This window comes from Klenkia marina (assembly GCF_900101025.1).
Taxonomy (GTDB): Bacteria; Actinomycetota; Actinomycetes; order Mycobacteriales; family Geodermatophilaceae; genus Klenkia; species Klenkia marina.
This window is the reverse complement of sequence record NZ_FMUH01000005.1, coordinates 47,957-61,568: the sequence shown is the minus strand read 5'-3', so window position 1 is coordinate 61,568 and position 13,612 is coordinate 47,957. Positions and strand designations below refer to the sequence as shown.

Sequence of the window (13,612 nt, the reverse complement as noted above, 5' to 3'; positions counted from 1 at the left end):
GTCCCCGCCGCCCGGTGAGCGGTGCTGCGGCCCCGGCCCACCCGCTGTTCGACGGTGGCGGTGAGGCAGGTCGGCTGATGGCCGGACTGGACTGGGCGGCGACCGGGGTCGGCGCCGTCGAGACCTGGCCGGCCAGCCTGCGGTTCGCCGTCCGCACGGTGCTGGCCTCCCGGTTCCCCATGGTGCTGACCTGGGGGCCGGGGTTCCTGCAGTTCTACAACGACGCGTACGCACCCCTCATCGGCGCGAAGCACCCGGCCATCGGGCACGACATCCGCGACACGCTGGCCGAGGGGTGGGACGCGCTGTCGGGCCCCGTGGAGCAGGCGATGACCACCCGGGAGGCCTCCTGGCTGCCGCGGCTCCCGCTGCTGCTGGAGCGCGACGGGTACCGCGAGGAGACCTACTTCACCGTCTCCCACGCGCCCGCCTTCGGCGACGACGGCGCGGTCGCCGGCATGCACGCGGTGTGCACCGAGGTCACCGCCGAGGTCGTCGCCGAGCGCCGGCAGGCGGTGCTGCGCGCGCTCACCGAGGCCGGCCACGAGCTGGCCGACGACGAGGTCACCGCGGCCCGGTTGTGCGCCGCCCTGGCCGTCGACGCCCTCGACGTCCCGTTCGCCGGTGTCTGGCTGACCCGCGGGGGGCGGCTGCGCCGGATCGCCACGGTCGGCTGCCCCGCCGGGGCGCTGCCCGAGGAGGCCGCGTGGGCCGACCTGCCCACCGACGTGTCCGCGCTGGGCCTCACGGGTGGACTGTGGGGCGACCCGGTCCGCGACGCCGTCGTCCTCCCCCTGCACACCCCCGGCGGCGACGGACCGACCGGCGCCCTGCTGCTGGCCGTGACCCCGGCCCGCCGGCTCGACGAGGACCTGCGGGACCACCTGTCCCTGGTGGCCAGCCAGTTCGCCGCGGCCCTCGCGGTCAGCGAGGCCCTCGCCGCCGAGCGGCACCGGGCCGAGGCCCTCGCCGAGCTCGACCGCGCCAAGACCGCGTTCTTCTCCGACATCAGCCACGAGCTGCGCACCCCCCTCACCCTGCTGCTGGGTCCGCTGGAGGACGTCCTGGCCGACCCCGGGGCCGGGTTGACCGGCACCACCCGCGACGGCCTGGCCCTCGCGCTGCGCAACGGGCAGCGGCTCGAGCGGCTCGTCGACGACGTGATGGACGTCGTCCGGCTCGAGGCCGGTGCCGTCGTGCAGGCCCCGCAGCCGGTGGACCTCGCCGCGTTCACCGCCGAGCTGGCCGGCGTGCTGCGGGCCGCCGCCGAGCGCGCCGGGCTGTCCCTGCACGTCGACTGCCCACCGCTGCCGGCACCGGTGCTCGTCGACCCCCGGATCTGGGAGAAGGTCGTGCTGAACCTCGTGGCCAACGCGGTCAAGTACACCTTCGTCGGGCACATCGACGTGGTCCTGCGGACCGTCGGCGAGGTCCCCGGCACCGGCCCCCTGCCCCTCGAGCTGACCGTCCGCGACACCGGCATCGGCATCCCCGCCGCCGAGCAGGCCCGCGTCTTCGACCGGTTCCACCGCGTCCTCGACGCCCGCGCGCGCACGCGGGAGGGCACCGGCATCGGGCTGAGCCTGGTCCGCGACCTGGTGCAGCTGCTGGGCGGCGAGGTCACCGTGGACAGCGCCCCGGGCCGAGGCAGCACCTTCACCGCGCGGGTCGACCTCCCCGCCGCGGGGTTCGCGGCCGAGGGCCGGGCGCCGTCGGCGGCGGCCCGCGGCACCGCCGCGGCCTGGGAACGCGACCTGACCGCCCCGGTCGGCCCGGCGCCCGCCGGGGACGACCGCGGGTCGGTGCTCGTGGTCGACGACAACGCCGACATGCGCGACTACCTCGCGCGGCTGCTGTCCCCGCGGTTCCGGGTGCTGGCCGCCGCCGACGGCGAGCAGGCGCTGGCCCTGGCCGCCGGCGCCGCCCCCGACGTCCTCGTGACCGACGTGATGATGCCGCGGGTGGACGGCTTCGACCTGCTGCGCCGGCTGCGTGCCGACCCCGCCACCGCCGACGTCCCGGTGCTGGTCCTCACCGCCCGCGCCGGCCAGGAGGCCGCCGTCGAGACCCTGGACGCCGGCGCCGACGACCACCTGGCCAAGCCGTTCCGGTCCGCGGAGCTGGTCGCCCGCGTGACCGCGCTCGCGTCCCGGCCGCATCGGCGGGCCCTCGGCCGCGGGGTCCAGACCGCCCCTGCCCCTCCCCCGGCGCCGGCGCGGGCCGCGACGCCGGCAGCGGCCGGTGACCTCGGCGGCCCGGCCGCCGGGACGTCGGACGGTCCCCCGACGGGCACCGGGACGACGGACGGCCCCCCGACGGGCACCGGGACGACGGGGATGGGAACGACGGGCACCGGGACGTCAGGCACCGGGACGACGGGTACCGGGCACAGCGGGCACTGGCGGCTGGCCGCGACCGACCGCGCGCCCGCCCGGGCACGCGCCGCCCTGCGTCCGGTCCTGGAGGCGGCTCGGATCCACGAGGACCAGGCCTACGACCTGCTGGTCGCCGTCGGCGAGGCGGTAACCAACGCCGTCGAGCACGCCCAGCGCCCCACCGAGCCGGTGGTCGACCTGCGCATCGTCGTCGACGAGGACGTCGTCGTCGCCACGGTCACCGACACGGGTCAGTGGCGAGAACGGGTGTCGAGCATGGACCGGGGCCGGGGCTCGACCCTCATGGCCGCCGTGGGCGAGGTGAGCGTGCTGCCCGGCGCCGAGGGGACGACGGTGACCATCCGCGCCGAGCGAGAGCGGTAGGGACCGGCCCTGGAGGGCGCCGCCTCGGATCGTGCGCGACCTACCTGCACCATGTGCTGAGGTCGTGAGCGGTGCAGACGAGATCGGCGCCACCTCCTGTCCGGTGCCGCTGCCCGGACCCGGCGCCCGCGCCGGGCCGCCGAGCCCCCCGGGCAGCCGTACGAGTCGCCGACGACGAGGAGATCCCGATGTCCGTCGAGCTGGACTTCGCAGCCGTCTTCGAGTCCCTGCCCACCGCCTACCTGCTGATGTCGCCCGACCTGGTGATCCGGGAGGCCAACGCCGCCTACCTGCACCTGCTCGGCCGCGAACGCGACGACCTCGTCGGCCGGTACGTCTTCGACGCCTTCCCGCCGGCGTCCTCGGCGCTGGACGAGGCCGGCAGCAATCCGCTGCAGCAGTCCTTCGAGCAGGCCCGCGACACCGGCCTGCCCCACCAGCTGCCGCTCTTCCGGTACGACGTGTACGACCCGGTGACCGGTACGGACGCCCAACGGGTCTGGTCGCTGATCAGTGCGCCGGTGCCCGACGTGGCCGGCGGGTCGGCGTGGGTCCTGCAACGGGTCGAGGACGTCACCCGGTTCGTCGCCGAACGCGAGCAGGCGATCACCGGGGGGCGGACCACCTGGCAGCGCATCGACCAGCTCGAGGCCGACCTCTTCGGCCGCACCCACGAGCTCCGGTCGGCACTGGCAGCGCGGGAGGCGGCCACCACGCGGCTGGCGGCGCTGGCCGAGGTCACCCTGCAGCTCAGCGCCGCCACCACCGTCGACGACGTCGCCCACATCGTCACCGGTACCGGCCTGACCGCGCTGGGCGCCGACGGCGGGGCCCTGGCCATGCGCGACGACGACGCAGGCGTGCTCCGGCTGTCCCTGAGCCCGTCGCTGGGCGAGCCGGCGCAGCGCGAGTTCCGCCAGGTCCCGCTGTCCAGCACGGCGCCGGCTGCCTGGGTCGTCGAGCACGACCAGCCGCTCGCCCTGGGCACCCGGGCCGACGGGTTGGCCTGGTCGCCGGGGATGGCCACCACCTACGACCTGACCGGTCAGCTGGCCTGGCTCGCCGTCCCCCTGCGCAGCGGCGGTCGGGTGCTGGGCGCCCTGGTGGCCAGCTGGCGCCGCGAACGGCAGCTCACCCCGGACGAGGTGGAGACCGCCCAGGCCTTCGCCACCCAGTGCGCCCAGGCCTTGACCCGGGTGCACGACCTGCAGGCCGAGCGGCGACGCGCGGCCAGCAGCCGGGCCGTGGCCGAGATCCTGCAGCGCAGCCTGCTCACCGAGCCGCCCGAGCCCGACCACGCCGAGGTCGTCGTCCGCTACCTGCCGTCCTCGCACGCCGCCCAGGTCGGTGGCGACTGGTACGACGCGTTCTTCCAGCCCGGCGGGACGACGATGCTGGTGATCGGCGACGTCGCCGGCCACGACACCGACGCGGCCGCCACGATGGGTCAGCTGCGGGGTCTGCTGCGCGGCATCGCCACCTACTCCGACGCCGGGCCGGCCGAGGTGCTCCGGGGGCTGGACAGCTCCATGCAGCTGCTGGGGATCACCAGTCTGGTCACCGCCGCGGTCGCCCGGTTCGAGCAGGACGCCGACGAGGTCGAGCGCGGTGTGACCCGGATGGTGTGGGCCAACGCCGGGCACCCGCCGCCCGTCGTCGTGGACCCCGACGGCACCGTGCGCACCCTGACCGCCGCGCGCGCCGACCTGCTGCTGGGTGTCGACGCCGTCAGCGTCCGGCACGAGCACGTCACCCTGCTGGCCCGCGACGCGACGGTGCTGCTCCACACCGACGGCCTCGTCGAGCGGCGCGACCAGGACCTCGACGCCGGGACCGACCGGCTGCTCCAGGTCCTCGCCGACCACGCCCGGGAGGACCTCGCCGACCTGGTCGACTCGGTCCTGGGCCGCATGGTCGACGGCCACCCCGACGACGACATCGCCCTGGTCGCCGTCCGGCTGCACCCCCAGGACCGACCCCGCCCACCGGAGGCCGGGCCCAATCGCGTCCCCGACGGCCTGCCCCCGGCCCCGGACCCCCGCGCCTGACCTCGCCCGTGCCCGCGCGGTCCCGCCGGGCCCGGCCGCACGATCCTGCATGCATGATCCGCGCGCGACGCGGCAACAGGAGCACGTACGGGTCCGACCCCGGGCCCACGAACCGGCGCCGGCCGGGCGCGTACCCACCGAGGACGTCCCCGCGCACGCCGCCACGACCCACCCGGTGGTGTCCTCCGCAGATGTCCTCCCCGAGCCTCGCCGACCGCCTGGCCACCGCGCTCGCAGGCCGTTCGGACGACGACCACGTCCCCGACCTGCTCGCGGCCGCCTGCCTGGACGTGCTGCCCGTGGACGGGGCCGGCGTGACCGTCTCGTTCGGGACCGACCAGCGGATGCCGGTCGGGTGCAGCGACGCCGACAGCCAGGCCGCCGAGCTCCTGCAGTTCACCCTCGGCGACGGACCGTGCCTGCAGGCCCACCGGTCCCGGTCGCTGGTCGTCGCCACCGCCGCCGACCTGGCCCGGCGGTGGCCGGTCTACTGGGTGGAGCTCGCCGCGCACACCCCGTTCCGGTCGGTCGTGGCCGTGCCCCTGCGCGGTGCGACCACCGCGGCGCTCGCCGTCGACCTGTACTGGCGCGATGGGGACGGGGCCCGGTCGGTGTCGCCGGGAGCGCTGGCCGAGTGGGCCGCAGCCCTGGAGACGGTCACCGCCGCCGACCTCGGCGACAGCACCGGGCCGGAGGACCGGGATGCGGGCCTGGCGACGTGGTTGGACACCCCGGCCGTCCAGGACCGCCTGACCGTGTGGCAGGCCGTCGGGTGCCTGCGCATGCGGGACGGTCTCACCAGCAGCGACGCCCTGGCCCAGCTGCGCGCCCGGGCATTCGCCTCCGGGCAGGACCTCGAACGCGCCGCCACGGCGGTGCTCGCCGGGCACCCGGCCCCGGTGGACCCTGCGCCGCTCTCCCGGCGGCCGACCGACCTGACCGGGCGCCCGCTCGACGAGCCCATCACACCCGGATCCGGCACCTCGACCGTGCCCGAGCTCGCCGGCACCCGCCACCGCCTCGTCACCCACCCAACCTCGGCCGACCCCTCGGCGCACCCAGCGCGCGGGGTGCGCACCTCGCTCCCCCGCGGCCCGCACCCGGGCCACGACCTGGCGTGCGGCCGCTGCGACCTGGTGCTGGCCCGGGACCACGTCCCCACCCTCCTGCCGAGCTCGACCCCGCGACTGCGGTGCCGCCGCTGCGGCGCCCTCAACGACCCCACCGCCGAAGCGGCGCGGCCCTGAGGGCGTCGTCCCGACCGCCCACGCCGGGGGACCTCCCCGCCGAGATCGGCAGCCGCTCGACGGTCAGCGCTGCCCGCCCCCGACGGGATGCTGGACCAGGCCTCGTGGTTGCCGACGGCGAGCGCGTGGACAGGGTCGCCGTAGCTCGAGGATGCCTTGCCGGCTGCCGCTCGCGGCTCGGGTCAGCGTTCGCCGGACCGACGCGCAGCCACCCACACCGCGGCGAGCGCAGCGGTCGTCCGCGCGACGTTGGCATAGGCACCGGCCATCGCCTGCTGGTGGTCGACGACGCCGGGGATGCAGCTCACCACGGCGGTCATGCCCGCGTCGACGAGCTGGTCGACGTCGTCGCCGAGCGAGCCGCCGATCGCGATCACCGGCACGCCGCGGGCGCGCGCCAGGCGCAGCACGCCCACCGGGGTCTTGCCCGCCAGTGACTGCGCGTCCAGCCGGCCCTCCCCCGTGAGGACCAGGTCGGCCTCGTCCACCAGGCGGCCCAGCCCGACGGCCTCGGAGACGAGCTCGAAGCCTGGCCGCAGGGATCCGCCGAGCAGGGTGAGCACCGCGAAGCCGATGCCCCCGGCTGCGCCCGTGCCCGGGGCGTCCGGGTCGGCGTCGGGGAGCTGGGCCGCGACCACCCGGGCGAAGCTCGCCAGGTGCCCGTCGAGCAGTGCGACGGCGTCGCCGTCGGCTCCCTTCTGCGGACCGTAGACGGCGGCGGCGCCGCGCGGACCGCACAGCGGGTTGTCCACGTCGCAGGCCGCGACCACCTCGCAGGTGGCCAGCCCCGGGTGGAGCCCGGACGTGTCGACGCCGACGACCCGCCCCAGGTCACCGCCGCCGCCGTGGACCTCCTCGCCCCGCTCGTCGAGCAGGCGGGCACCCAGTGCACGGAGCATCCCGGCGCCGCCGTCGGTCGTGGCGCTGCCGCCGAGCCCCAGCACGACCCGGTCCACGCCGAGGTCGAGCGCGGCGGCGATGAGCTCGCCGGTCCCGGTGGACGTCGCGCGCAGTGCGTCCCGGCGGTGCCGCGGCACCAGGGCGAGGCCGGAGGCCGCCGCCACCTCGACGACGGCGGAGCGCGGCCCGGGACCGCCGAGGACCCCGAACTCGGCGCTGACGGGCTCACCGAGCGGCCCGGTGACCTCGCAGCGCTCGGTGCGTCCACCGGTCGCGGCGACCAGGGCCTGCACCGTGCCTTCCCCGCCGTCGGCGAGCGGCGCCGTCCGGCAGGTGCTGCCGGGGGCCCCGCGCAGCCAGCCCTCCTGCATCGCGGCGGCGGCCTCAGGGCTCGTGAGGCTCTCCTTGAACGAGTCGGGGGCGATGAGCACGTGCACGTCGGCCTCCTGGGCCACGAGGGAGAGGACGGGGACGACGGCCACGGAGGACACGCCCACCACACCGGTGTCTGGGGAGGTCAGGGCCGCTCCCCCCACCGGTCGGTGACGTCGGCCTGCAGCTGCGCCTGGACGGTGATGTCGTCCTGGAACTCCACCGACGCCGACGTGACCCCGGGCAGCTGCTCGAACTGCTCCGGCAGGTCGGCCGCCTCCTCGACGGCGACGGCACCGGTGTCGTCGTCACCGGCGGAACGGGACGACGCGCAGCCCGACAGCAGCGCCACCACGCACAGACCAGCCACTCCCAGGGCGGGGCACAGGCCTCGACGGCCCACGCGGGGGCGGGAGCTGGGGGCGCCGACGTGCGGGGGCGGGGTCATCGGCGGTCCAGTTCGTGGGCCTGCACGGCTGGTTCGGCGTCGGAGCCGGGGAAGAAGGCTGAGGCACTGTTCAGGTAGGCGGTGACCGAAGGATCGGTGCTCTGGTCCAGAGCTGCAGCGGCTTGGGAGTGCCCGTTGGACGAGCTGTGGTTCTCCCCCACGCTGCCGTCCTGGTCGTCGAAGGTCACCGTGGTGTGGTTGGCCGAAGCCGGATGGTCCGAACCCTCGAGGTGCGGCACGACGTCCCGTTCGATGTCCTGGACCAGCGTAGCGGCGTCTGTGCCGCCGTTCGGGTTGGCCAGGAAGCCGCCGGGGCGAACAGCAGATCCAGGAGGCCTCGACACCCGGTGGCCGTGGAGACGCAACAGGCGGGCCGTCCTAGTCGGACGACCCGCCTGCCGCGCGTTCTCTGTCGGGCTGACAGGATTTGAACCTGCGACCCCTTGACCCCCAGCTTGCTCGGTGGGGTTCGCCGCTGTCCGCCCACGTGCTGTTTGCGCTGGTCAGCGCGGTTCGGCGTTCGTGGTCATCCGCGACGGACGGTCGTCGTCCGTCCCGCGTTGCTACACCGGTTGCTACACCGGTGGACATGGCCAGCTATCGGTCGTGGATCTCCCGGCGATGCCCTGCTCGTACGACGGTCACGACGAGCGCCTCGTCTAGGACGTCGTAGATCGCTCGGTAGTCCCCCACCCGGATGCGCCAAGCCGTCTGCCCCCCACCAATGTGGTCGCAACCGCCGGCCACGGACGTCAGCCAGCCACCGAGCACCGAGATCGACCACGGCGCTCCGGTCTTGCGGTGAGTTCATCCCTGACCTCGGCCAGCGGCACCCGCTCCCCGTCGCTCGTGGCCACCCCGCTACTCCGCGGAGTCCGTCACCATCTCCGCCGCTTCGAAGGCCGGCAGAGGCCACAGCGTTGTCGTTTCACAACTCACGCGAGATGGGTTTGTGGTCCGTTGATTCCGGAACGGGTTTCGGTCACCGCCTGGGCGTCCTGAGCTGCGGTTTGTCGGAGTCATCCGAACATCCGTCCAGCGGCTCACAAACGGGGGTTTAAGGATCGCGGCAGCACGCTGATGTTGGTCAGCGGACACGCTAGGGCCGGGCCGACCTTGGGCTGCAGACCCCGGCTGACCGCAGCCACGCAACAGCCGTAGCGCACCATCTCCGGTCATGAGTCTCGACGACGTCGTCATCTGCTCTCCGCTGCGCACCCCGGTCGGCCGCTTCGGCGGCGTGTTCGCCGGGCTGACCGCCGCCTCGCTCGCCGCCACCGTGCTGCGCGAGCTCGCCGCCCGCAACGGGCTCGGGGAGGGCGACGTGGACGACGTCGTGCTCGGGCAGTGCTACCCCAACGGCGAGGCCCCGGCCATCGGCCGCATCGCGGCGCTGGACGCCGGCCTGGGCACCGGTGTGCCCGGGCTGCAGGTCGACCGGCGCTGCGGGTCGGGGCTGCAGGCGGTGCTCTACGCCTGCATGCAGGTGGCCACCGGCGCGGCGGCCACGGTGGTGGCCGGCGGCGTGGAGTCGATGAGCCAGGTCGAGCACTACGCGCTGGGCCTGCGCACCGGCGTCCGCGGCGACGGCACGATGCTGCACGACCGGTTGGCCCGGGCCCGCGAGACCGCCGGCGGCCTCCACCACCCGGTCCCCGGCGGCATGCTGGAGACCGCGGAGAACGTACGCCGCGACCACGACGTGGACCGGTTGTCGCAGGACGCCTGGGCGCTGCGCTCCCAGCAGCGGGCGGGTGCGGCCGTCGCCGAGGGCCGGTTCGCCGACGAGGTGGTCGGCGTCGAGGTGCCCGGCACCCGGAAGGCGCCGGCCCGCACCGTGACCGAGGACGAGCACCCCCGGCCGGGGACGACGATGGAGGACCTGGCCGCGCTGCGCCCGGTGATGGCCCGGGTCGACCCCGCGGCCACCGTGACCGCCGGCAACGCCTCGGGCCAGAACGACGGCGCCGCGATGTGCCTGGTCACCACCCGCGCCGAGGCCGACCGCCGCGGCTGGGACCCGTTCCTGACGCTGCGCGGCTGGGCCGTGGCCGGGGTGGCGCCGGAGACGATGGGCATCGGCCCGGTGCCCGCGGTCGCCGCGGCGCTGGCCCGCACCGGCCTGACGCTGGCCGACATGGACCTGGTCGAGCTCAACGAGGCCTTCGCCAGCCAGGTGCTGGCCTGCCTGGCGGCGTGGGAGTCGTCGGGGCAGCTCACCGACGCCGACCGGGAGCGGGTGAACGTCAACGGGTCGGGCATCTCGCTGGGCCACCCGGTGGGCGCCACCGGCGCCCGGATCCTGGCCACGATGGCGCACGAGCTGCGCCGCCGGGAGGGCCGCTACGCGCTGGAGACGATGTGCATCGGCGGCGGGCAGGGCCTGGCGGCGGTGTTCGAGCGGGTCAGCTGACCGGCGGCGGGGCGGTCGAGCGAATCCTGGTCGCGGCCCGGATCAGTAGAAGCCCTCGTAAGCGGTCGGCCGAGTTTGAGCTGGCCCGAAGCCGAGCTCGCTGCTGATCCGGCTCGCGGTCTCCAAGAGGAGTGGGATGACCTCGCGCTGGAGCTCGTCAGGGTTCGAGCGCCCCGTCGAGGTCGATGTGGCCAGCGCGGCCACGACGGTGCCGCTGCGGTCACGCACGGGGGCAGATGCTGAGAGCAGACCGGGCTCCAGTTCTTCGCTCACGATGGACCACCCCTGCTCCCGGACCAGGTGCAGCGCGTCCCGGATGGCGATGCCGCCGGTGATCGTGTTCGCCGTGAGGGCTACTGGAGGTCGCCGGGTGAGTACGTCATCGACCACGGCCGCAGGTGACCACGCGAGCAGCACCCGACCCATCGACGTCGCATGCGCTGGGATTCGCGTGCCGACCTGGACGTTGATGCTCATGATCCGCCGGACCGGTACCCGGCCGACGTAGACCACTTCCGCGTTGTCCAGGACCGCCAACGACGCTGACTCGCCGGTGCGCTCGGCCAGCTGAAGCAGGTGGGGCTGTGCGACGCCGATGAGCGCATGGGATTCGGTGTAGTGCTGCCCGATCAGCAGGACGCGAGGGGTGAGGGAGAACCGACCGCCGTGGGCTCGCACGTAGCCCAGCCGCTCGAGGGTGATCAGGAACCGACGGACCGCCGGGCGGGAGAATCCGGTCAGCTGGGCTAGCTCGGCCAGGGTGGGGTCGGGGTGGTCCCCATCAAACGCCAACAGCAGCGCCAAGCCGCGGTCCAGGGACTGGACGTAGTCCCGGTCCGAGCCCACCGCGCCCGTCGTTCCGGTCACCTGTTCATCAGGGTCCTTCACCGCCATGTCCGCAGTCTTTCGTACGAGTTGGGCAGGAAGTGCTTGACGGGTCTGGTGACCGGCGGCACACTCCCTTCCACGACGCAAGGCGTGCAGCATGTACGCATAGCGTACGTAGGGAGCGAGCAATGGAGCCCAGAGCCATCCGGAACGCGTTCGGCAAGTTCGCCACCGGTGTCACCGTCGTGACCTGCGCCAAGGACGACGGCGTACCGCACGGGGCCACCGTGAACGCCTTCACGGCGGTGTCCCTGGAGCCGGCGCTGTGCCAGGTGACGCTGACCCGCCAGTCGAAGGCATGCGCCTACCTGGAGGGCGCGCCGTTCGCGGTCAACGTCCTGTCCACCGACCAGGTCGACGTGGCCTGGCACTTCGCCGGCCGACCGGCCGACCCCGCACCCGAATGGGCGCAGGGGCCGACGAGCCCGGTCCTTCTCGGCAACGCGGCCACCATCTCCTGCCAGCCGTGGCGCACCTACGACGGCGGCGACCACCTCATCGTCATCGGCGAGGTCACCGGCATCGACGTCAGCGACCGGGATCCTCTGCTGTTCTTCGGCGGCAAGTTCCGCGAGCTGGGCCAGCCCCGCATCAGCGCGCATTGGGGCGCCTCCCTCGACTCTCCCGAGAGTGGCTGGTTCGACGCGGCCACCACCTTCACCGCCCTCCCGGCGCACCGCGACCGAGTCGCCTCCTGATCTGCCAGCCGCAACGGCTGGCCATCGAGAACGAGGCGCGACCGGTCCCCCGACCGGAAGCGCTCAGCACGAGCACCACCCCACTGGAAGACCGAACACCCGTCTCCACCGACGAAGAAGGGTTCCCTCGTGACGCTGCAGGAAGACCGCCCGATCGCCCCGACCACGGGCGCCATCGATCTCGACAAGCCAACCGCCACCCGGCCGATGACCGGTGACGAGTACGTCGAGAGCCTTAAGGACGACCGCGAGGTGTGGATCTACGGCGAGCGGGTCAAGGACGTCACCACCCACCCCGCGTTCCGCAACCCGGTGCGGATGACCGCCCGGCTGTACGACGCCCTGCACGACCCGACGCAGAACCAAAAGCTCATCGTCCCCACCGACACCGGCAATGGCGGGGTCACCCACCCCTTCTTCCGCAGCCCGCACTCGGTGGAGGACCTGCTCGCCGACCGTGACGCCATCGAGGGCTGGGCCCGGATGAGCTACGGGTGGATGGGCCGCAGCCCCGACTACAAGGCCAGCTTCCTGGGCACCCTGGGTGCCAACAGCGAGTTCTACGCGCCTTTCGAGGACAACGCGAAGCGCTGGTACAAGGAGTCCCAGGAGAAGGTCCTCTACTGGAACCACGCCATCATCAACCCCCCGGTGGACCGCAACATGTCCCCCGACGAGGTCGGCGATGTGTTCATGCGCGTGGAGAAGGAGACCGACGCTGGCCTCATCGTCTCCGGCGCCAAGGTCGTGGCCACCGGCTCGGCGATCACCAACTACAACTTCATCGCCCACTACGGACTCCCGATCAAGAAGAAGGAGTTCGCCGTCATCTGCACAGTGCCGATGGACGCACCGGGCGTGAAGCTCATTTGCCGCACCTCCTACACCCAGCAGGCCGCCGTCATGGGCAGCCCCTTCGACTACCCGCTGTCCTCCCGCATGGACGAGAACGACACGATCTTCGTCTTCGACAAGGTCCTCGTCCCGTGGGAGAACGTCTTCCTCTACGGCGACGTCGAGAAGATCAACGGCTTCTTCCCCGTGTCCGGATTCATCCCCCGGTTCACCTTCCACGGCTGCATCCGCCTCGCCACGAAGATCGACTTCATCGCCGGGTTGCTGCTCAAGGCCCTGGAGATCACCGGCAGCAAGGACTTCCGCGGCGTGCAGACCCGGGTCGGTGAGGTCATCGGCTGGCGCAACACCTTCTACGCCCTCGCGGACGCCATGGCCCGTAACCCCGACGGCTGGGAGAACGGTGCCCTGCTGCCCAAGCTGGACTACGGCCTGACCTACCGCATGCTCATGATCCAGGCCTACCCCCGGATCAAGGAGATCATCGAGTCCGACGTCGCCAGCGGGCTGATCTACCTCAACTCCCACTCGATGGACTTCAAGACCCCCGAAGTTCGGCCCTACCTGGACAAGTACGTCCGCGGCTCCAACGGCTACGACGCCGTCGACCGGGTCAAGGTCATGAAGGCCCTCTGGGACGCGGTGGGCAGCGAGTTCGGTGGCCGCCACGAGCTGTACGAGCGCAACTACTCGGGCAACCACGAGAACGTCAAGGCCGAGCTGCTGTTCGCCGCCGAGGCCCAAGGCACCACCGGGGCGATGAAGGGCCTGGCCGAGGCCTGCCTCAACGAGTATGACCTGGACGGCTGGACCGTGCCCGACCTGATCGGCAACGACGACGTCTCCTACTTCAGGAACCGCCGCAACTGAGAACTGCCCGCACCACCCTCTTGGTGCCGGCGACCACCTCAGGGCGGCCGCCGGCATCAGTGGGACATCAGCGCCACCGACACCGGGTGACCTTCATCCACCACTCCCGACTGG

At 73.5% G+C, this 13,612-nt stretch carries 11 protein-coding genes; 6 read left to right on the top strand and 5 right to left on the bottom strand.

Translation table 11 applies throughout. The annotated features are described in order from the left end of the window. Positions 1-77: 77 nt before the first annotated feature. The 3 genes from BLP29_RS14690 to BLP29_RS14680 all read left to right on the top strand — a co-directional run bounded on the left by BLP29_RS14690 (position 78) and on the right by BLP29_RS14680 (position 6,054). Positions 78-2,759: an ATP-binding protein gene (locus tag BLP29_RS14690; protein WP_092806412.1), complete on the top strand. Its 2,682-nt coding sequence runs from the start codon at positions 78-80 to the stop codon at positions 2,757-2,759. 188 nt (positions 2,760-2,947) lie between these two features. After that, positions 2,948-4,807, top strand: a complete 1,860-nt coding sequence (locus BLP29_RS14685) for a SpoIIE family protein phosphatase (RefSeq protein WP_092805797.1) — start codon at positions 2,948-2,950, stop codon at positions 4,805-4,807. Positions 4,808-4,998: 191 nt separating this feature from the next. Beyond that, on the top strand, positions 4,999-6,054 hold the full coding sequence (locus BLP29_RS14680) for an ANTAR domain-containing protein (protein WP_092805795.1): 1,056 nt from the start codon (positions 4,999-5,001) through the stop codon (positions 6,052-6,054). Between the two features lie 182 nt (positions 6,055-6,236). Here BLP29_RS14680 and BLP29_RS14675 read toward each other — a convergent pair whose 3' ends face one another. From BLP29_RS14675 to BLP29_RS21965, 4 genes are all read right to left on the bottom strand, one after another. Further along, complete coding sequence (locus BLP29_RS14675) at positions 6,237-7,436, bottom strand: glycerate kinase (RefSeq protein ID WP_207798511.1); 1,200 nt, start codon at positions 7,434-7,436, stop codon at positions 6,237-6,239. Between the two features lie 35 nt (positions 7,437-7,471). Beyond that, positions 7,472-7,774: a hypothetical protein gene (locus BLP29_RS14670; protein WP_133379178.1), complete on the bottom strand. Its 303-nt coding sequence runs from the start codon at positions 7,772-7,774 to the stop codon at positions 7,472-7,474. Further along, positions 7,771-8,013 carry a hypothetical protein gene (locus tag BLP29_RS14665; protein ID WP_092805791.1) on the bottom strand — a complete coding sequence of 81 codons (243 nt, stop codon included), beginning with the start codon at positions 8,011-8,013 and terminating at the stop codon, positions 7,771-7,773. Before BLP29_RS14665 ends, BLP29_RS14670 begins: the two co-directional genes overlap by 4 nt. Before the next feature lie 358 nt (positions 8,014-8,371). After that, a complete protein-coding gene (locus tag BLP29_RS21965) occupies positions 8,372-8,521 on the bottom strand; it encodes a type II toxin-antitoxin system RelE family toxin (RefSeq protein ID WP_409359870.1) in 150 nt (49 codons plus the stop codon). Between the two features lie 430 nt (positions 8,522-8,951). On the opposite strand from BLP29_RS21965, the gene BLP29_RS14655 reads away from it, so the two are divergent. Then, positions 8,952-10,187: an acetyl-CoA C-acetyltransferase gene (locus BLP29_RS14655; protein WP_092805789.1), complete on the top strand. Its 1,236-nt coding sequence runs from the start codon at positions 8,952-8,954 to the stop codon at positions 10,185-10,187. 42 nt (positions 10,188-10,229) lie between these two features. Here the strand turns inward: BLP29_RS14655 and BLP29_RS14650 are convergent, their stop codons facing one another. Then, on the bottom strand, positions 10,230-11,081 hold the full coding sequence (locus BLP29_RS14650) for an IclR family transcriptional regulator domain-containing protein (RefSeq protein ID WP_092805787.1): 852 nt from the start codon (positions 11,079-11,081) through the stop codon (positions 10,230-10,232). A gap of 122 nt (positions 11,082-11,203) precedes the next feature. Between BLP29_RS14650 and BLP29_RS14645 the strand changes: the two genes are divergently transcribed. After that, complete coding sequence (locus tag BLP29_RS14645; protein ID WP_092805785.1) at positions 11,204-11,773, top strand: flavin reductase family protein; 570 nt, start codon at positions 11,204-11,206, stop codon at positions 11,771-11,773. A 129-nt stretch (positions 11,774-11,902) separates the two neighbouring features. Continuing rightward, entirely contained in the window at positions 11,903-13,498 is a 1,596-nt protein-coding gene (locus BLP29_RS14640; RefSeq protein ID WP_207798510.1) for a 4-hydroxyphenylacetate 3-hydroxylase family protein, read from the top strand. Positions 13,499-13,612: the final 114 nt, after the last annotated feature.